The sequence below is a fragment of the Allobosea sp. P2_A10 genome, from assembly GCF_056405115.1.
In genome coordinates, this window is record NZ_JBFUCS010000001.1 from 450,555 (window position 1) to 468,816 (window position 18,262).

General features: G+C 66.8%; 17 protein-coding genes. 14 read left to right on the top strand and 3 right to left on the bottom strand.

Annotation, left to right across the window (positions count from 1 at the left end):
* Positions 1–71 precede the first annotated feature (71 nt).
* Positions 72–1,616: a UxaA family hydrolase gene (locus tag AC1DZY_RS02235; protein WP_476818426.1), complete on the top strand. Its 1,545-nt coding sequence runs from the start codon at positions 72–74 to the stop codon at positions 1,614–1,616.
* A gap of 96 nt (positions 1,617–1,712) precedes the next feature.
* Positions 1,713–2,105 carry a hypothetical protein gene (locus AC1DZY_RS02240; protein ID WP_476818427.1) on the top strand — a complete coding sequence of 131 codons (393 nt, stop codon included), beginning with the start codon at positions 1,713–1,715 and terminating at the stop codon, positions 2,103–2,105.
* 7 nt (positions 2,106–2,112) lie between these two features.
* On the opposite strand, the gene AC1DZY_RS02245 is transcribed toward AC1DZY_RS02240, so the two are convergent.
* Positions 2,113–3,297 carry an aminotransferase gene (locus tag AC1DZY_RS02245; RefSeq protein ID WP_476818428.1) on the bottom strand — a complete coding sequence of 395 codons (1,185 nt, stop codon included), beginning with the start codon at positions 3,295–3,297 and terminating at the stop codon, positions 2,113–2,115.
* Between the two features lie 101 nt (positions 3,298–3,398).
* Here AC1DZY_RS02245 and AC1DZY_RS02250 point away from each other — a divergent pair, with 101 nt between their 5' ends.
* Positions 3,399–4,166: an SIR2 family NAD-dependent protein deacylase gene (locus tag AC1DZY_RS02250; protein WP_476818429.1), complete on the top strand. Its 768-nt coding sequence runs from the start codon at positions 3,399–3,401 to the stop codon at positions 4,164–4,166.
* 82 nt (positions 4,167–4,248) lie between these two features.
* Positions 4,249–4,932 (top strand): Type 1 glutamine amidotransferase-like domain-containing protein, encoded by a 684-nt coding sequence (locus AC1DZY_RS02255; protein ID WP_476818430.1) that lies wholly within the window; start codon positions 4,249–4,251, stop codon positions 4,930–4,932.
* Between the two features lie 38 nt (positions 4,933–4,970).
* Here the strand turns inward: AC1DZY_RS02255 and AC1DZY_RS02260 are convergent, their stop codons facing one another.
* Positions 4,971–5,603, bottom strand: a complete 633-nt coding sequence (locus AC1DZY_RS02260; RefSeq protein WP_476818431.1) for a LysE family translocator — start codon at positions 5,601–5,603, stop codon at positions 4,971–4,973.
* A gap of 159 nt (positions 5,604–5,762) precedes the next feature.
* Here AC1DZY_RS02260 and AC1DZY_RS02265 point away from each other — a divergent pair, with 159 nt between their 5' ends.
* Together AC1DZY_RS02265 and AC1DZY_RS02270 are read left to right on the top strand one after the other, a co-directional pair.
* Positions 5,763–6,377 (top strand): cold-shock protein, encoded by a 615-nt coding sequence (locus AC1DZY_RS02265; protein WP_476818432.1) that lies wholly within the window; start codon positions 5,763–5,765, stop codon positions 6,375–6,377.
* A gap of 445 nt (positions 6,378–6,822) precedes the next feature.
* The gene (locus AC1DZY_RS02270) at positions 6,823–7,620 is read left to right on the top strand and encodes an HD-GYP domain-containing protein (protein ID WP_476818433.1); all 798 of its coding nucleotides are present in this window, start codon (positions 6,823–6,825) and stop codon (positions 7,618–7,620) included.
* Positions 7,621–7,628: 8 nt separating this feature from the next.
* On the opposite strand, the gene AC1DZY_RS02275 is transcribed toward AC1DZY_RS02270, so the two are convergent.
* The gene (locus AC1DZY_RS02275) at positions 7,629–7,979 is read right to left on the bottom strand and encodes a HesB/IscA family protein (protein WP_476818434.1); all 351 of its coding nucleotides are present in this window, start codon (positions 7,977–7,979) and stop codon (positions 7,629–7,631) included.
* Between the two features lie 143 nt (positions 7,980–8,122).
* Here AC1DZY_RS02275 and AC1DZY_RS02280 point away from each other — a divergent pair, with 143 nt between their 5' ends.
* The 8 genes from AC1DZY_RS02280 (at position 8,123) to AC1DZY_RS02315 (ending at position 18,241) form a co-directional block, all read left to right on the top strand.
* Positions 8,123–9,352, top strand: a complete 1,230-nt coding sequence (locus AC1DZY_RS02280) for a deoxyguanosinetriphosphate triphosphohydrolase (RefSeq protein WP_476818435.1) — start codon at positions 8,123–8,125, stop codon at positions 9,350–9,352.
* 51 nt (positions 9,353–9,403) lie between these two features.
* The gene (gene argS, locus AC1DZY_RS02285) at positions 9,404–11,167 is read left to right on the top strand and encodes an arginine--tRNA ligase (protein ID WP_476818782.1); all 1,764 of its coding nucleotides are present in this window, start codon (positions 9,404–9,406) and stop codon (positions 11,165–11,167) included.
* A 100-nt stretch (positions 11,168–11,267) separates the two neighbouring features.
* Positions 11,268–12,908, top strand: a complete 1,641-nt coding sequence (locus AC1DZY_RS02290) for an SPOR domain-containing protein (protein ID WP_476818436.1) — start codon at positions 11,268–11,270, stop codon at positions 12,906–12,908.
* 205 nt (positions 12,909–13,113) lie between these two features.
* Entirely contained in the window at positions 13,114–14,211 is a 1,098-nt protein-coding gene (locus AC1DZY_RS02295; protein ID WP_476818437.1) for a TRAP transporter substrate-binding protein, read from the top strand.
* 176 nt (positions 14,212–14,387) lie between these two features.
* The gene (gene nagZ, locus AC1DZY_RS02300) at positions 14,388–15,398 is read left to right on the top strand and encodes a beta-N-acetylhexosaminidase (protein WP_476818438.1); all 1,011 of its coding nucleotides are present in this window, start codon (positions 14,388–14,390) and stop codon (positions 15,396–15,398) included.
* Between the two features lie 46 nt (positions 15,399–15,444).
* Positions 15,445–16,257 (top strand): segregation and condensation protein A, encoded by an 813-nt coding sequence (locus tag AC1DZY_RS02305; protein ID WP_476818439.1) that lies wholly within the window; start codon positions 15,445–15,447, stop codon positions 16,255–16,257.
* The gene (gene scpB / locus AC1DZY_RS02310) at positions 16,254–16,943 is read left to right on the top strand and encodes an SMC-Scp complex subunit ScpB (protein ID WP_476818440.1); all 690 of its coding nucleotides are present in this window, start codon (positions 16,254–16,256) and stop codon (positions 16,941–16,943) included. The genes AC1DZY_RS02305 and scpB overlap by 4 nt, the downstream gene beginning before the upstream one ends.
* 260 nt (positions 16,944–17,203) lie before the next feature.
* Positions 17,204–18,241 (top strand): ABC transporter ATP-binding protein, encoded by a 1,038-nt coding sequence (locus tag AC1DZY_RS02315; RefSeq protein WP_476818441.1) that lies wholly within the window; start codon positions 17,204–17,206, stop codon positions 18,239–18,241.
* Positions 18,242–18,262 lie beyond the last annotated feature (21 nt).

Here is an 18,262-nt window from a genome sequence, read left to right on the forward strand (position 1 = left end):
AAAGCGTTTGGGAGGCGCATGTCTGTGCCCCTGATGCGCATCAGCGCAGCCCCGCATTCAGTGGTCCCGCCATGCTCGACAAGGTCATCCCGCCCCGCACGCTCACGCTGAACGCAGCCGACAATGTCGCGGTTGCGGTCGATCCGGTCGATGCCGGCGTCAGGGCGGCCGGCGTCACCGCCCTGAAGCGCATTCCGCGCGGCCACAAGATGGCCCTGAGCCCGATCGCCAAGGACCAGCCGATCCGCAAGTTCGGCCAGATCATCGGCTTCGCGACGGTCGATATCCCGCCCGGCGAGTGGGTCCATGAGCACAATACGGGCTTCCACGCCTTCGAACGCGACTATGCCTTCTGTGCCGAGGCAAAGCCCGAATTCGTCCTGCCGGTCGAGCAGCAGGCGACCTTCGAGGGCTTCCGGCGGCAAGGTTCTGCTGGCCAACCCGGCAAGGCCGGCACGCGCAACTATGTCGGCATCCTCACATCCGTGAACTGCTCGGCCTCCGCTGCGCGCTTCATGGCCGAGGAGGTCAAGCGCTCGGGCCTGCTCGCCGATTATCCCAATGTCGACGGCGTCATCGCCCTGACCCACGGCACCGGCTGCGGCATCGACTATAATGGCGAGAGCTTCGAGGTCTTGAAGCGCACCACCTGGGGCTATGCCTGCAACCCCAACATGGCCGCCGTCCTCGTCGTCGGCCTCGGCTGCGAGGGCTTCCAGATCAAGCGCATGAAGGACGCCTATGGCGTCGAGGAAAGCGACGTCTTTCGGACGCTGACGATCCAGGAGACGGGCGGCACGAAAAAGGCGGTTGCCGCCGGCATCGACGCGCTGAAGGTCATGCTGCCGATCGCCAATCGCGCGACACGCGAGACGGTGCCGGCCTCCGAGCTGATGCTGGCGCTGCAATGCGGCGGCTCGGACGGCTATTCCGGCATCACCGCCAACCCGGCGCTCGGCAAGGCCGTCGACCTGCTGGTCGAGCATGGCGGCACCGCGATTCTCTCGGAAACGCCGGAAATCTACGGCGCCGAGCATCTGCTCACCCGCCGCGCCGCGACGCGCGAGGTCGGCGAAAAGCTCGTCGGCATCATCAAATGGTGGGAGGATTATACCGCCCGCGCCCGGATGGACATGAACAACAACCCGTCGCCGGGCAACAAGGCCGGCGGCCTGACCACGATCCTGGAGAAGTCGCTCGGCGCGGCCGCCAAGGGCGGCACCAAGACGCTCGCCGCCGTCTATCACTATGCCGAGCAGGTGAAGTCGAAGGGCTTCGTCTACATGGACACGCCCGGCTACGATCCTGTCTCGGCGACGGGGCAGGTCGCCGGCGGCGCCAACATCCTGGCCTTCACCACCGGCCGCGGCTCGGCCTATGGCTGCAAGCCGACGCCTTCGGTCAAGCTCGCCACCAACACGCCGATGTATCTGAAGCAGACCGACGACATGGACATCAACTGCGGCGATGTCCTCGACGGCGTCACGCTGGAGGAAAAGGGCCAGGAGATCTTCGACTACCTGCTGCGCATCGCCTCCGGCGAGCACTCGAAATCCGAAGAAATGGGCTATGGCGACGCCGAGTTCGTGCCCTGGCAGATCGGGGCTACGATGTGATGCCCGCCCGTCATCCGGGGTAGGGCGGAGGTCATTGACAGGCTTGTTCTGTCGCCCGATACGCGCTTCGAATTCTCAGCGCTGTCGGGGGCGAAGATGCGCAATATTCTGCTTGTGGCCATGCCGCGCATTCTGCTCGGCCTGATCTTCCTCGTCAGCGCCATCGACGGTTTCTGGTGGCTGGCGACGGGCAGCAACATCATCCATCCGCCGACCAGCGAGCGCGGCCTGGTCTTCGAGGCGGCGCTGCAGAATTCCGGGTTTTTCTGGCCGTTCCTGAAGATCGTCAATCTCACGGGCGCGCTCAGCCTGATCCTGAACATCGCGCCGGCCTTCGGCCTGGCGCTGATCGCGCCGGTGATGGCGGTGATCGTGCTGTTCCATCTCGCGATCAACCCGCAGGGCCTCCCGGTCGCGATCATTCTGGTCGTGCTGGGGAGCCTGCTGGTCTGGGCCTATCGCGAGCGCTACGCGGCCCTGTTCCGCTGAGAAGCGCTCAGATCGAAAACCCGCGCAGCCTGTCGCCGAGCCCGCCGATCCGGTCTGCGGCGACGTTGGCGATGGCGACCCGCAGATGCTGCTCCTGCCCCGGCCCGAAATAGGGGCCCGGCAGCGCCAGCACGCCGCGCTCCTGCACCAGCGCCCGCACGACCTCGGCCGCCGCGACGCCCTCGAAGGGATGCGCGACATAGGCGAAATATGCGCCTGCCGCGAGCACCTTCCAATCGTTCAGCGGCGCCATCGCCTCGCGAAACAGCGCGGCGCGGGCATTGATCTCGACGCGGTTGCCCTCGCGCCAGTCGCGAATGCCCTCGATGCCCCAGGTCACGGCGGCCTGACCGGCCCGTACCGGGCTGATCTGGACGCAGTCGAGCACCTTGCCGATCTGCGCGATCACTGCCTCGCCTGCGGTGATCGCACCCAGCCGCCAGCCCGGCACGGCATAGGCTTTCGAGAAGCTGTAGAGCCCGATCACGCTGCTTTGCCAGTCGGTTGCGGAGAAAACATCATGCGGTGGCGCAACGCCTGCCGGCAGGAAATCGCGATAGGTTTCGTCGAGCACCAGCCAGAGGCCGCGCCTTGCGCAGAGATCGGCGAAGGCGGCGATGGTCTCGGGTGGATAGACCGCGCCGGTGGGGTTGTTGGGCGTGACCAGCACGATCGCTCGCGTGCGACAGTCGATCACTGCCTCGGCCGTCGCGACATCCGGCACAAAACCCGCCGAGGGATCGCAGGGCAGCGACCGCGCTTCGATTCCGAGCATGGTCAAGGTCATCTCATGGTTGAAATACCACGGCGTCGGCAGCAGCACATTGTCACCGGCCCGGGCGAGCGCCATCATGGTCATGACATAAGCCTGGTTGCAGCCCGAGGTGATCGCGACCTCGCCCGGCGTGAATCCTGCGCCATAGACCCGCGAAATCTCGGCCGCATAGGCCTCGCGAAGCGCCATGTCGCCGGTGATCGCACCATAGCGGGTGCTGTCGCCCAGCGCCGCAGCCTCGCCGAGACGCGCCAGCAGGGCGGGCGGCGGCGGCGCGCCCGGCACGGCCTGCGACAGGTCGATCAGCGGACCGTTGCGCCCGTCATAGGCCCGCGCCCAGCCTTGCGCTTCTGGGATCGGCGGCGTGCCGGTGTCGAGGAGGTTGGGGTTCAGGGCGGCTTGCGGTGTCGTGAGCATGGCCGGAAGCTTTGGGATGGCCGGCCTCGCCCGTCAATCGCTTGGACAGGCGGGCGATGCCGCCCCATATCTGCATGGAACGCAGGAGCGGACGCGGACGGATGCAGGAAAAGTCCAGACACGAGACCAACGACGCGATCGACGAACTCCACGCGATGCTCGACCGGGCGTCCGCCATCGTCGGCTTCACCGGGGCCGGCATCTCGACCGAATCCGGCGTGCCCGACTTCCGCACGCCGGGCTCGCCCTGGATGGTCAACAAGCCGATCCCGTTTCAGGCCTTCGCCGCCAGCCGCGAGGCGCGCATCGAGGCCTGGCGGCGGAAATTCGCGATGGACGATCATTCTCGCGGGGCGGCCCCCAATCGCGGGCATGTCGCCTTGGCGCGGTTGGTGGAGAAGGGGCGCTCGCCCGGCATCATCACCCAGAACATCGACGGGCTGCATCAGGCTTCCGGCATTTCCGAGGACAAAATCGTCGAACTGCACGGCAACGGCACCTACGCCACCTGCCTGACCTGCGGCTGGCGTCATGAACTCGACGCAATCCGCCCCGCCTTCGAGGCGACTGGCGAGCCGCCCGCCTGCGCCATGTGCGCCGGCCCGGTGAAATCCGCGACGATCTCGTTTGGGCAGGCGATGCCCCAAGTTCAGATGCGCAAGGCGCACGACCTGACGCTGCAGGCCGATCTCTTCCTCGTCGTCGGTTCGTCGCTTGTGGTCTTCCCAGCGGCGACCTTTCCGGTCATCGCCAGGCGCAACGGCGCAAAACTCGTCATCGTCAACCGCGAAGCGACGGAACTTGATCCGATTGCCGATCTCGTGGTGCGGGCGGAGATCGGCGTCGCGCTGGGGCGGCTGGCGGGGTAGGGGGCGCGCAGTCGGTTATCGCCTCGCGACCGTTGCGCGCAGCGCCATTTACGGATGGGACGAGCCCGGCCACAATCGAAGCATGGTCGATGCCGTTTTCTACAGTGATCAAATCATTCCTGCGAACGAGAAGGTCGACATTCGACTACTGGAGCTCATGCGGGGTCGCGGTCGTCGCATCGGCTATATTCCGTCCGGCCCGGAACCCAGCAGGCGCTTCTATTCCGAGAGGCAAGCCTATTATGGCCGGATGGGGCTTGGCCTCGATCTCTTCCACGACATGGAGGGACATCATGGCGCGGTAGAACTGGAGGCCTTGCTCGGCTGCGATGCGATCCATCTTTCAGGTGGCAAAACATCTGCCTTTCTCGCTCGGCTGAAGCGATTCGGGATGCTGGAGAGGCTGCGCGCCTGGGCGAACAACGGTGGCCTCCTGATTGGCACAAGTGCGGGCGCTATCATCATGACCCCGACGATTGCGGTCGATGCCCTGTTCGATGATGCGATTCCCGGCGACGCCGAGGACAACGCGGCCATGGATCTCGTGCCGTTCGAATTCTTTCCCCATCTGCAGGCGAAGCCGAGCTATCTGCCCCGTTTGCTGGCCTATAGCGCTCGCACGTCGAGACCGGTCGTCGCCTGTGCGGATGGGGACGGAGTCGTCGTCGCAGGCGGAGTTGTCGAACTGATCGGCGAGCCGCTCTTAATCGTCGATGGGTCGATCGCACCAGTCAAGGAGGTGGCGATCGCAGCGCTGCGGGGATGAAGGGAAGGCCGGCGTGGGCGCGGCCTCAGCCGCAACCCTCACTCCCGCGTCGAAACCGCGAGCCTGACCGCCAGCGCCCCGAACACCGCGCCCATCAGCTTCTGCGGCAGGCGCGCGAGATGGGGCCGCCGCGCCAGCGCGCCGCCGAGCCGGCTCGCGGTCAGGATGACCAGCCCATTGGTGAGCAGGCCCATTCCGTTCAGGATCGTCGCCAGCACGATGACCTGCAGAGCGACGGAACCGGCCTCCGGGTGCAGGAACTGCGGCAGCAGCGCCAGCATGAACAGAGCCATCTTGGGGTTCAACAGGTTGGTGAGCAGGCCCTGCGTGAAGATCCGGCGCAGCGACAGTCGCGTCGCGTCAGCCGAGGGCGAAAACAGCGGAGTGCGAGCGCGCAATGTCGTCCAGCACAGCCAGGCGAGATAGGCAGCGCCGGCCCAGCACAGGATGTCGTAGGCCGCCGGTACGAGCAGGAACAGGCGCGACAACCCGAACGCCGCCGCGAAGGCCTGCAGATAGCTGCCCGCCGCGATGCCGGCATAGGTCACGAAACCCGCCATGCGGCCCTGGCCCAGGCTGCGCGAGGCGATCAGCAGCATGTCGGGGCCGGGCGTCGCCGTCAGCACGAAGCAGGCGGCGGCGAAGAGTGCGAGTGTCGCAAAGTCCGGCATGGTCGTCTCCCGGTTGCCGCAAAGCCACCCTGTTAGCTGATTCCGATGCGAATTCTGCCGCGATGATGTGGATGAAGCTTAGCGGGCTGTATCGCGACTCCCCAGCGATGATATCGTGATCACGACGAATCAAGCCATTCGCGTGGGGGTGAGCGGCACATGTCCGACGAGTACGGTGAGAGCGGGCGGCCACCGATGGGACCCATCCAGTCGCTCAATCGCGTCATGCGCCTCGACGGCCCTGAAGGCCTGTCGCATGACGTCGGCGTCGAGGTCACCGGCTATGTGAAATGGTTCGACGTCGGCAAGGGCTACGGCTTCGTCGTGCCCGAGGATGGCGGCGCCGATGTGCTCGTCCATGTCACCATCCTGAAGCGCGACGGCTTCAACGCGATCGCGGAGGGCGCCCGGATCGTACTCGAAGCCATCGAGAAGGCGCGCGGCCGTCAGGCGGTGCGCGTGCTCTCGATCGACACGAGCGCGGCCCGCCATCCAGCCGAACTGCCGCTGGCGCGCACCAACGTCTCGGTGACGCCGACGAGCGGGCTCGAGCGCATGGTGGTGAAGTGGTTCAACCGCCTGCGCGGCTTCGGCTTCGTCTCGGCGGGCGAGGGCTCGCCCGACATTTTCGTCCATATGGAGACCCTGCGGCGCTACGGCATCGTCGAATTGATTCCGGGACAGACCGTCCTGGTGCGCTATGGCCCCGGGCCGAAAGGTCTGATGGCTGCCGAAATCAGGCTGGAGCAGGGCGGCCCGCCGAGTTCGCACTGAGTTGCGGATACGGTCCGAACAATAGATAATCATTGCAATTCTCGCAAAGATTGTATTTCGGCGCTACCGACGACGTCGAAAGATTTGGGCAGCGGCGGCCGCATTCATAACTCTTCAAGATCGTTCCGTATGATGTCGCTTTCCCCGGGGAAGCTGCTGCATCATGCTTCTGATTACCGATCGAGCCAAAGATAGCGGACCGCTCGAGCGCGTGCTTGCGCTCTGGGGGCCCTGCGCCGTCATCGATCTGAACGATCTGGCGCATGACGGATACCGCTCGAAACGTCTGGTCGTGTCCGACGTCGATATCTCCAGCTCCGCCTCGGTTGAAGCGCTGCGGACGGCGCTGGCGCGGCGCCGCGATCGCGGCACGCCCTATCTGTGCCTGCTGCGGTCCGAGACGGCGCGGGCGACGCTTCAGGCCAATGCGCTCGGAGCCTCCGGCGTGCTGGCTGCCGGCGCCTCAGCCAGGGTTCTGCTGGATAAGATCAGCCAGATGCTTCTGGCCGCTACGGGCGATGACAAGCCGGCGGCGTCGATACAACACCATTTCGTCGCTGCCTCGGCGGCGTTGGCTGATTTGCTCGCGGCTGCAGGGCGTGGCGAGGCGTTGCCGGTAGCGGCCATCAACGAGAGCGTCGCTTCAATCAACCGCGCCGCCGATGAGACCGATATCGGTGGCTGGCTCGAAATGGTCTGGAATCACGACGATCTGACCTATCAACATTGCCTGCTGGTCGCGGGGCTGGCTGCGGCCTTCGCCCGGCAGCTCGGTTTCCCAGACGAAGCCCGCAAGCTCATGACCGGAGCGGCTCTCCTACACGACATCGGCAAGGCCAAGATTCCGCTCGATATCCTGCACAAGGCCGGCAAGCTGACGCCGGCCGAGACATCGATCATGCGCACGCATCCGCAACTCGGCTACGAGATGCTGCAAAGCCAGGGCGGCTTTGCCAGCGCCATGGTCGAGGCGGTGCATCGACACCACGAATATCTCGACGGTTCCGGTTATCCGCAGGGACTGCGAGGGGAAGATATCTCCGATGTGGTCCGGATGATCACGATCTGCGACATCTACGCCGCGCTGATCGAGTGGCGGTCATACAAAGCGCCGATGCGACCGGAAGCGGCGTATGCGACATTGCGCGGCATGGGTGGCAAGCTCGACGCCGATCTTCTGCGTGCCTTCAAGGCTGTCGTGTTCGCTGAAACGGTCTGCCACCCGCGTGCGATCAGCGCCTGATCTCGCCCTCACACCGCAAACGAGGTTCCGCAGCCGCACGAACTCGTCGCGTTCGGGTTGGTGATCCTGAACGACTGGCCGACGAGATCGTCGACGAAATCGATCGTGCAGCCTTCCAGCAGGTCGAGCGAGGTCTCGTCGATCAGTACGGTTGCGCCGTCGCGCTCGATCACGAGGTCGCCAGGCGCCTTCTCCCGGTCGACGTCGAAGATGTACTGGAAGCCCGAGCAGCCGCCGCCGGCGACGCTGACGCGCAGCATGGAGCCCGGCGGTTCCTTCGCCATCACCGAGAGAATGCGGCTGGCGGCATTGCCGGTGACGGCGACGCCGCGTGGACTGGCCTGAAGATCGATCGACATGGCAGGCTCCTTGTCACATCGGCAGAGGCCGAAAATCCGGGCCGGCCGACGAGGCTTGGGCAGATGTTCCTTGCGCCCTACTTATCCGCAAAGGTAAGTGCGCCGCGACGCCTCGGCAAGCAGGCGACGATCACAGGTCGGGCATGCCGCATCCAAAGAGCCCCATATTCGAGCCCGGCGACCGCTGGCGAGCGACCTATTCATGCCGGTCGAGCCTGAGTCGTGGTCGGCTTGTGCCTGAGCCAGTGTCGCCAACTCGTAACGAATTTCAGCGCGACCGCGACCGCATCATCCACTCCACCGCCTTCCGCCGCCTGAAGCACAAGACGCAAGTCTTTGTTTCGCATGAAGGAGATCACTTCCGCACGCGGCTGACGCACACCATCGAGGTGGCGCAGATTGCGCGGGCTCTGGCCCGCGCGCTCGGCCTCGATGAGGACCTTGCCGAAGCGCTGGCGCTGGCGCACGACCTCGGGCACACGCCCTTCGGTCATACTGGCGAGGATGCGCTCGATGCCTGCATGGCCGGTTTTGGCGGCTTCGACCACAACGCCCAGACGCTGCGAATCGTCACGCGACTGGAGCGGCGCTATGCCGGTTTTGACGGACTCAACCTGAGCTGGGAGACGCTTGAGGGGCTGGTCAAGCACAACGGCCCGCTGGTTGGCGGCGACGGCAAGCCGACCGAGCGCTACGCTGCGACCGGCATCCCTGCGGCAATCGTCGAATATCAGAGCCGGCAGGATCTCTGGCTCGACAGCTATGCCTCCGCCGAGGCACAGGCGGCGGCCTTGGCCGACGACATCGCCTACAACGCCCACGACCTCGACGACGGCCTGCGCGCCGGGCTGTTTGGCCTGTCCGATCTGCGTGCGCTACCGTTTTTGGCCGGACTGCTCGACGAGATCGAGCGGCTGCATCCCGGGCTCGAGGTCCATCGCGCCACCAACGAACTTGTCCGCCGTGTCATCACGCGCTTCGTCGAGGACGTCATCGCCGAGTCGGAAGCGCGGCTCGCCGCGCTCGGCCCAACTGACGCCGACGCGATCAGGCGTGCGGGCGCGCCGGTCGTGGCGTTCTCCGGGGCGATCGCCGCAGCCGATCGCGAGATCAAGGCCTTCCTCTATCCCAACATGTACCGGCACGCCCGCATCGCGCCGATCCGCAGCGACGCTGCAGGGGTGGTGCGCGACCTGTTCGCCCGCTTCACGCAGAATCCGGCCGCCATGCCTCCCGACTGGGCTGCCGGTTGCGATGGGCTCGATCCGCCCCGGCGCGCACGCCGCATCGCCGACTACATCGCCGGCATGACCGACTGGTACGCGCTCGACGAGCATCGCCGCTTGTTTGACGCCACCCCCACGCTGCGATAGGGCCGGGCGCTCACTGTCGCCACGGCTCAAACGCCGCCAAGAATGACCCAGATGAACCTGTTCGAGACCTATTCCGCCCGGATCGATGCAGCGCTGGCGCGCCTGACGGAGCGCGGCTCCCTGCCGGCCGGGCTCAATCTCGGGCGCGTCGTGGTCGAGCCGACGCGCGATCCAGCCCATGGCGATCTGGCGACCAATGCGGCGATGGTGCTCGCCAAGGATGCCGGCGCCAACCCGCGCGCGCTGGCGCAACTGCTCTGCGAGGAATTGGCGGGCGACGGCGATATCGTGAGGGCCGAGATCGCGGGGCCGGGTTTCATCAACTTGCGGCTGAAGCCAGCGGTCTTCACCGCGATCCTGAAGGAGGCCGTCGCCGCCGGGCTCGACCATGGCCGTGGCGTCTTCAGGCCGCAGCCCATGGTCAATGTCGAATATGTCTCGGCCAACCCAACCGGGCCGATGCATGTCGGGCACGGACGAGGCGCGGTCTTCGGCGATTCGCTCGCCAACCTGCTCGCCTTCGCCGGTCAGGCCGTGACGCGGGAATACTACATCAACGATGCCGGCGCGCAGGTCGATGTGCTCGCGCGCTCCGCCTTCCTGCGCTATCGCGAGGCGCTGGGCGAGACGATCACCATTCCCGAAGGGCTCTATCCGGGCGATTACCTTGTCTCGGTGGGCGAAAGCCTGGCGCAGGCGCATGGCGACGCGCTGCTGGCGAAGCCCGAAGCCGAGTGGCTCGCGCCCGTCCGGGCCGCGGCGATCGAGGGCATGATGGCGATGATCCGCGACGATCTCGCGGCACTCGGCGTCGTCCATGACGTCTTCTTCTCGGAGCGCTCGCTGCAGCAGGCCGAGGGCGGCAAGGACGCGGTCCGCGCGACGATCGAGGATCTGCGCGGCCGCGATCTCGTCTATGAGGGCCGGCTGCCGCCGCCCAAGGGCCAGAAGGACGAAGATTGGGAGGATCGCGAGCAGACGCTGTTTCGCGCCACGCAGTTCGGCGACGATGTCGACCGGCCGCTGCTGAAATCGGACGGCAGCTACACCTATTTCGCCAACGACATCGCCTATCACCGCTCGAAATTCGCGCGCGGCTTCACGCAGATGATCGATGTCTGGGGCGCCGATCATGGCGGCTACGTCAAGCGCATGCAGGCGGCCGTCAAGGCTGTCACGGCAGGCGAGGGCGCGCTCGACGTCAAGCTCTGCCAGCTCGTCCGGCTGCTGCGCAACGGCGAGCCGGTGAAGATGTCGAAGCGCTCGGGCGATTTCGTCACGCTGCGCGAGGTCATCGACGAGGTCGGCCGCGACGCCGTGCGCTTCATGATGATCTTCCGAAAGAACGACGCGACGCTCGATTTCGATCTCGCCAGGGTGGTCGAGCAGTCGAAGGACAATCCGGTCTTCTACGTCCAGTACGCCCATGCCCGTTGCGCCTCGATCTTCCGGCAGGCCCGCGAGGCCTTTCCCGATCTCGATCTGTCGCCGGCCGCGCTGGCCGGATCGGAGCTCGAACGGCTGACCGACGAGGCCGAGATCGGCATCGTCAAGCTGATCGCGGCCTATCCCCGGATGATCGAGGGCGCGGCTCTCGCGCATGAGCCCCATCGCGTGGCCTTTTTCGTGCATGAACTGGCCAGCGCGTTCCATTCGCTGTGGAACAAGGGCAAAGACTCGCCGCAATTACGGTTCGTTAATCAAACTGATCGAAAGTTGACTCAGGCGAGATTGGCGTTTGTGCATGCAGTGCGCAGCGTTCTCGCTTCCGGTCTGGCGGTCGCCGGAGTTGCGGCGCCAGAAGAGATGCGTTGACGGGCGTTTTTCCGGCAGCGCGCACAACGGTCAGATTGACCGCGCAAGACGTTGGGCGTTCCCTATCGCCACGACGCCGGGCGCTGGAATGGGTCCTGTCATGAGTGAGCCAGCTAGAAACCGTTTCGCCCTCGATCTCGAAGATCTCGAGCGGCAGCTGCGCGGCGCGGCGCAGGCCCCAAAGCCGGGCCATGCCGCCGACCCGCTTGCGGAATTGACCCGCATCGTCGGTCAGGACGATCCGTTGAAGGATCTCTTCGCTCCACGCGGCGCGATGCCGGCGCCCGTTCAGGTCGTGACGCAGGCTGAGCCCGCCTGGCAGCAGCCCATGCGGCAGGAGGCGAACTTTTCTCCCGTCATGCCCGCAGCCGAGCCGACGGCTGTCGCGCCGCCCGCCGAAATGCGCGGTGCACTCGACGAGTTCGAGGCCCTGCTGCGCCGCAATGACCCGGAACGCGCGGTTGCCGACCTCGTCGCTCCCGCCAAGGTCTATGACGATCACGCCGGCCAAGATGCCGGCCAAGGCTATGACATGCCGGAGGCGCAGCCCTATTCGCGCACCACTTCGGTTCAGGCTCCCGGCGATCAGCCGCGCGATCTCGATCAGGAGGCGGGGGCCTATCCTTACGCCTATGAGCAGTCCGACCCGCGTGACGGCGATCCGTCCATGATGGGCGATGAGGATATGCCGGACATGGAGCCGCGCCGCTCGCGCAAGGGGCTCTGGACCGCTGCCGCGCTGATGGTCGTCGGCGTCGTCGGTGTCGGCGCCGCCATGACCTTCCGGTCGCCCACGGTGACCAAGGACGGGCTGCCGCCAGTGATCAGCGCCGACCGGGCCCCGACCAAGGTCGAGCCAGCCAATCCCGGCGGGGCCGAGATTCCCAACCAGAACAAGCAGATCTACGAGAAGGTCGGCCAGGCGCAGCCTGCGCAGACCAAGGTCGTCACCCGCGAGGAGCAGCCGATCGACGTCCAGCAGGCGGCCCGCACGCTGCCGCCGCGTGTCGTGCTGCCGGGGCCGGGCTCCAATGGCTCAAGCAGCACGACAGAGACCAGCAACGCGCTGGCCCAGGCGCCGGCCGCCCCGGAGCGGACGGCGACGCCAGCCGAGCCGTTGCTGACGCCGGTTCCCGCCGTCCCCGGTCTTGGCGAGCCGCGCCGTGTCCGCACCGTGTCGATCCGGCCTGATGGCACGCCCGCGCCGCCGGCTTCGGCCATTGGCGGCTCGACGCCCGCGCCGCTGGTCACGGGCTCCGCCCCCGCCAGGCTCGCGACGCCGCCCGGCGGCAATGCAGCGCCTGCAGCCGCCGCGCCTGCGACAGCCAATACCCAGCGGCTGCGCCCGGCCACGGCGCCCGAGCTCCCGAAGGTGCAGGAGCGGGTCGTCACGCCGGCTCCCGCCACGACGCCCCAGGCTCCGACCCGGATCGCCGCTGCCGCGCCTGCTCCGTCGACGCCTGCTCCCGCCACCTCCGCGATCCGCGGCGGAACCGGGGACTTCACCGTGCAGCTCGGCGCACCCGGCAGCGAGGCGGAAGCGCGCGCTACCTTCTCGGCGCTGCAGCGCAAATACCCCGACCTGCTCAACGGTCAGGCTCCGATCGTGCGCAAGACCGATCTCGCCGGCGGCAAGACGGTCTATCGCCTGCGCGTCGGACCTTATTCCCGCGAGGACGCCGCGACGATGTGCACGCAGCTTCAGTCCGCCGGCGGGCAGTGCTTCATCGCCAAGAACTGAGGCTTTTCACAGCCTGATCCAACCGCCGGCAGCGCCACGCGCTGCCGGCGATTTTCGTTTGGCGTTGCCTTCAGCGCATGCCCGCCAGACCGGCGCGCGGTTCAAGACTTGTACTCGTCCCGCTAGCGTCGCGGCCCGCTTGCGTCAGAGCTCCGGCTCCAAGGTCCGGGGCGCGGCGCGGCCCAGAAGACAACCGAGGAAACCCATGGATCGCCGTACATTCGTCAAGGCCGCCGGCACGGGCGCTGCCATCGGCAGCACCGTCGTGGCCGCGCCCGCCATCGCCCAGTCCCAGCCGAAGCTCAGCTGGCGCTTGACCTCCAGCTATCCCAAGAGCCTCGACACGCTCTTCGGCCTCTCGACGCAGGTTGCCAGGCGCGTCGCTGAACTGACCGACAACCAGTTCCAGATCCAGGTGTTCGCGCCCGGTGAAATCGTGCCGGCCTTGCAGGCGCTCGACGCCGTCCAGAACGGCACGGTCGAATGCAGCCACACCCTTTCGAGCTTCTACATCGGCAAGGACCCGGCCTTCGCCTTCGAGACCTCCTTGCCCTTCGGTTTCAATACGCGCCAGCAAAACGCCTGGCTCTATGCCGGCGGCGGGCTCGAACTCTGCCGGGCGTTCATGAAGACCTACAACTGCCACACCATTCCGTCTGGCAACACCGGCGCGCAGATGGGCGGCTGGTTCCGCAAGGAGATCAAGTCGCTGGAGGATCTGAAGGGGCTGAAGTTCCGCATAGCCGGCTTGGGCGGGCGGATCATGGCCAGGCTCGGCGTCGTGCCGCAGCAGATCGCCGGTGGCGACATCTATCCGGCGCTGGAGCGCGGCACGCTCGATGCGGTCGAGTTCTCCGGTCCCTATGACGACGAGAAGCTCGGCTTCCAGCGCGTCGCGAAATACTACTATTATCCGGGCTTCTGGGAGGGCAACGCCAATGTCAGCTTCCTGGTCAATCTCGACAAATGGAACGCGCTCCCGCCGGCCTACAAGGCGGCGCTGGAGGCGGCCTGCTCGGAAGCCAACGCGCTTTGCGTCGCCAAATACGACAATGGCAATCCCGACGCCCTGCTGCGGCTGGCCGCGGCCGGCGCCGAACTCCGGCCGTTCCCGCAGGATGTGATGCTGGCGGCGTTCAAGGAGGCCTTCGCGCTTTATGGCGAGCTTGCCGCCAGCAATCCCGCTTTCAAGACGCTGTATGATTCGTTCCTGCCTTACTGGAAGAAGGAACAGCTCTGGTTCCGCATCGCCGAGCTGCCTTTCGACGCCTTCAATGCGCAGATGTCGGCGCAGATGCGCTGAGGTTCGAACTGGACGAGAACGCGTCGTCATTTCGGGCGCAGCGAAGCGGAGACCCGGAATCCATCATAAAGCGCCGTCGAGCCCTATGATGGATTCCGGATCGGCGCGGCTTCGCCGCTTGTCCGGAATGACGTCGTAGGGTTGACCGCCGATCTTCACCTTCCTACGCCTGAACCATGACCTCGCGCGCCTTCATCGCCGGCTGCCTCGGCACGAGCCTCACCCCCGACGAGCGCAGCTTCTTTCGGGATGCCAGGCCCTGGGGCTTCATCCTGTTCAAACGCAACACGCAGTCGCCGGAGCAGGTCGCGGCCCTGACGGCCCAAATGCGCGAGACCGTGGGCTGGCATGCGCCGATCCTGATCGATCAGGAGGGCGGCCGGGTCCAGCGCATGGGGCCGCCGCTCTGGCCTGCCTATCCGCCGGCACGCGCCTTCCTCGCGATCAACGACCCGGTCCAGCGACGCGAGATCGTCCGGCTCTCGGCGCGACTGATGGCGCATGACCTGAAAAGCGTCGGTATCGACGTCGACTGCCTGCCGGTGCTCGATGTCCCCGTCGCGGGAAGTCACGACGTCATCGGCAACCGCGCCTATGCCCATGATCCCGATATGGTGGCCAAGCTCGGCCGTGCCGCGGCCGAGGGGCTGATCGCGGGCGGGGTGCTCCCGGTCGTCAAACACATGCCGGGTCATGGCCGTGCGAAAGCCGACAGCCACCATGACCTGCCGGTGGTCGAGGCTTCGCTGGAGGAACTGCGCGCCAGCGATTTCCGCCCCTTTCGGCATCTCGCCGACATGCCGATGGCGATGACGGCCCATGTCGTCTTCACCGCGCTCGACGCGAAGCACCCCGCAACGGTCTCGCGAACGATCGTCGGCGACATCATGCGCGAAGAACTCGGCTATGACGGGCTGATCATGACCGACGATATCTCGATGAAGGCGCTGTCTGGCGGTTTCGCCCAGAAGGCCCGCGCCGCGATCCGCGCCGGCGTCGATGTCGTGCTGCATTGCCACGGCATCATGGACGAGATGGTCGCGGTGGCAGGCGCCGTGCCGCGGATGTCTGGCGCGCGCGCGCGCCGCGCCGCCATGGCGCTGGCTCGCATTCGCCATGAGCCGGAGCCGCTCGATCTCGACGAAGCCCGTGCGCAACTCTCAGGCGCCCTTGCCTTGAGCGCCTGAACGGCCGATTTTACCGGCGGGGATGACCGTGGGGGGCGGGCCAGACATGGCCGCTGAGCTGCCATTCGAGGATGAGAAGCCCGAACGCGAGGGCGAGTTTGCGCTCGTCGTCGATGTCGACGGCTATGAGGGACCGCTCGACCTGCTGCTCGATCTTGCGCGCCGCCAGAAGGTCGACCTGCACCGGATCTCGATCCTGGCGCTGGCCGAGCAATATCTCGTCTTCGTCGAGCAGGCTCGCGCCCTGCGCCTCGAACTCGCGGCCGATTATCTGGTGATGGCGGCCTGGCTCGCCTATTTGAAATCGCGGCTGCTGCTGCCCGAGCCGCCGAGAGGCGAGGAGCCGAGCGCAGCCGATCTCGCCACCGCGCTCGCCTTGCGCCTGCGCCGCCTGGAGGCGATCCGCGACGCCTCCCGCAAGCTCGCCTCGCGAGAACGGCTGGGCGTGGACGTCTTCGCCCGTGGCGCCCCCGAAGCGATGGTGGCGGGCGCGCGGCCGGTCTGGGAGGCGGAGCTCTACGATCTGCTTGCAGCCTATGCACAGCAGCGCCAGAAGCGCGTGCAGGGTCATATCTCGGTGGGCCAGCGCCTCGTCTGGTCGCTGGTCGAGGCCCGCGATGCGCTGAAACGCCTCGTCGGCGAGGCCGGGGACTGGACCGCGATCGACCCCTATCTGACCCGCTACATGAGTTCGCACGGCCTCCCGGCCCACGAGATGAGCGCGACCGTCAGGGCCTCGGCGCTGTCGGCCATGCTGGAGATGGTCAAGGAGGGCGTGCTCGACCTGCGCCAGGACGACGCCTTCGCGCCGCTCTATCTGCGCCGCCGCTCGGCCCGGCCGCCGACATTGCCGCTATGAGCGAACCCATGGCGATGGTCGAGACGGTCGGGGACGAGGAGGACGGCGCGCAGGAGACGTTCGCTCTGGCGCTGCGCATCGTCGAGGCGCTGCTTTTCGCCTCGGCCGTCCCGCTGTCGGAAGACGAGCTCGCCCGGTCCGTGCCGGCAGGCGTCGGCATCGAGTTCCTGCTCGCCCGGCTGACCGAGCTCTACGAGCCGCGTGGCGTCAACCTGCGGCAGGTCGCCGGCGGCTGGGCCTTCCGGACGGCGCCGGACCTCGGCTATCTGCTCGCCGCCGAGGCCGAGCCGCCGCGCAAATTGTCGCGCGCCGCGCTCGAGGTGCTCTCGATCATCGCCTATCACCAGCCGGTGACGCGCGCCGAGATCGAGGAAATCCGCGGCGTCGCCACTGCCAAGGGCACGCTCGATATCTTGCTGGAGGCCGGCTGGGTGCGGCTGCGTGGCCGCCGGCGCTCGCCGGGGCGGCCGGTGACCTATGGCACGACGCCTGGCTTCCTCGACCATTTCGGGCTCGACCGCATCGACGATCTGCCTGGCCTCGATGAACTCAAGGGCTCGGGCTTCATCGAGGGCCGGCTGACCAGGGACCTGACCGTGCCGGTCCCCGACGACGATCCCGACCTGCGCGCCGACGAAGATCCGCTCGGCGATCTCTTCACCCCGCTTGACGATGGCGAGGCTTAGCCGCACAGGGCGGGGAAGCAGGCGGCGGGCTTCTTTCCCGTCCGCGCCGTCATTCCGGACAAGCGGCGAAGCCGCGCCGATCCGGAATCCATCGTAAGGCGATGACGGTGCCCTACGATGGATTCCGGGTCTCCGCTTCGCTGCGCCCGGAATGACGTCGCGGTTTGCAGGCAGGATGGAGCATCGTTTTGGCGTCGAGTGGCACCACATCGCGCTGGCTGAGCTGGGGCCGGCGCGGCACGGCCGGGGCGGCGATCCCGATGGCGCTCGGATTCGAAGGCGTCACGCAGCGCTTCGGCGAGGTCGTGGCGCTGGAGGACGTGACGCTGTCGGTCGCGCCCGGCGAGATCGTGGCACTGCTCGGCCAGTCCGGCTGCGGCAAGACGACGCTTCTGCGGCTGGCCGCCGGCGTCGAGCGCCCGAGCGCCGGCCGCGTGCTGCTGGAGGGCAGGGACGTCTCGTCGCCGGAGAACTTCGTCGAGCCCGAGCAGCGCGGCGTCGGTCTCGTCTTCCAGGACTACGCGCTGTTCCCGCATCTGACCGTGCGCGAAAACGTCCGCTTCGGCCTGCGAGGATATGACGAGACCTCGGCTGAGGCGACTGCCCTGCGCGCTATCGCCCGTGTCGGCCTCAGCCGCCTTGCGGATGGTTATCCGCATATGCTTTCGGGCGGCGAGCAGCAGCGCGTCGCGCTGGCGCGGGCCGTCGCGCCCCGTCCCGGCGTGCTGCTGATGGACGAGCCCTTCTCCAATCTCGACCGCCGCCTGCGCGATGTCGTGCGCGACGAGACAGCCGCGCTGCTGCAGGAAACCGGCGCGACCTCGATCATCGTGACGCATGATCCCGAGGACGCGATGCGCATCGCCGACCGCATCGTGCTGATGCGGCAGGGGCGAATCGTGCAGGTCGGCACCGGCGAGGAACTCTACCGCCGCCCGGCCAGCCTCTTCGCCGCCCGGTTCTTCTGCGACTTTACCGAGATCGAGGCTCGCGTGCAGCGCGGCGCGGTCGATACGCCGGTCGGGCGCTTCGCCTCGGCGTTGCCGGAGGGAACAGACGCTGTCGTCTGCATCAGGCCCCATGCGATCAGGCTGGTGCCGAAGGGGTTTTGCCTGCCAGGCCGGGTGGTCACGCGCCGCTTCCTCGGCGAGGTCGATCACGTCCTGCTTGCGGTCAATGGCTTCGACCGGCCGCTTTCCGCGCGCATATCCCTGCCGGAAACCATCCGGGAAGGTGACGATGTCGGCATCGATGTTCCCTCCGACGAAGTTCTTGTGTTCCCTGCGGGGGACACATAGGTTCCGCCACGAGAAGTCGGC

Bases quoted from the DNA above. Each gene is read 5' to 3' on its own strand.
- AC1DZY_RS02295 (WP_476818437.1), top strand. From the start codon at position 13,114: ATGGATCGCCGTACATTCGTCAAGGCCGCCGGCACGGGCGCTGCCATC.
- AC1DZY_RS02235 (WP_476818426.1), top strand. From the start codon at position 72: ATGCTCGACAAGGTCATCCCGCCCCGCACGCTCACGCTGAACGCAGCC.
- AC1DZY_RS02275 (WP_476818434.1), bottom strand. From the start codon at position 7,979: ATGTCGATCGATCTTCAGGCCAGTCCACGCGGCGTCGCCGTCACCGGC.
- AC1DZY_RS02315 (WP_476818441.1), top strand. From the start codon at position 17,204: ATGGCGCTCGGATTCGAAGGCGTCACGCAGCGCTTCGGCGAGGTCGTG.
- scpB (WP_476818440.1), top strand. From the start codon at position 16,254: ATGAGCGAACCCATGGCGATGGTCGAGACGGTCGGGGACGAGGAGGAC.
- AC1DZY_RS02305 (WP_476818439.1), top strand. From the start codon at position 15,445: ATGGCCGCTGAGCTGCCATTCGAGGATGAGAAGCCCGAACGCGAGGGC.
- AC1DZY_RS02290 (WP_476818436.1), top strand. From the start codon at position 11,268: ATGAGTGAGCCAGCTAGAAACCGTTTCGCCCTCGATCTCGAAGATCTC.
- AC1DZY_RS02280 (WP_476818435.1), top strand. From the start codon at position 8,123: ATGCCGCATCCAAAGAGCCCCATATTCGAGCCCGGCGACCGCTGGCGA.
- AC1DZY_RS02265 (WP_476818432.1), top strand. From the start codon at position 5,763: ATGTCCGACGAGTACGGTGAGAGCGGGCGGCCACCGATGGGACCCATC.
- nagZ (WP_476818438.1), top strand. From the start codon at position 14,388: ATGACCTCGCGCGCCTTCATCGCCGGCTGCCTCGGCACGAGCCTCACC.
- AC1DZY_RS02245 (WP_476818428.1), bottom strand. From the start codon at position 3,297: ATGCTCACGACACCGCAAGCCGCCCTGAACCCCAACCTCCTCGACACC.
- AC1DZY_RS02240 (WP_476818427.1), top strand. From the start codon at position 1,713: ATGCGCAATATTCTGCTTGTGGCCATGCCGCGCATTCTGCTCGGCCTG.
- AC1DZY_RS02250 (WP_476818429.1), top strand. From the start codon at position 3,399: ATGCAGGAAAAGTCCAGACACGAGACCAACGACGCGATCGACGAACTC.
- argS (WP_476818782.1), top strand. From the start codon at position 9,404: ATGAACCTGTTCGAGACCTATTCCGCCCGGATCGATGCAGCGCTGGCG.
- AC1DZY_RS02255 (WP_476818430.1), top strand. From the start codon at position 4,249: ATGGTCGATGCCGTTTTCTACAGTGATCAAATCATTCCTGCGAACGAG.
- AC1DZY_RS02260 (WP_476818431.1), bottom strand. From the start codon at position 5,603: ATGCCGGACTTTGCGACACTCGCACTCTTCGCCGCCGCCTGCTTCGTG.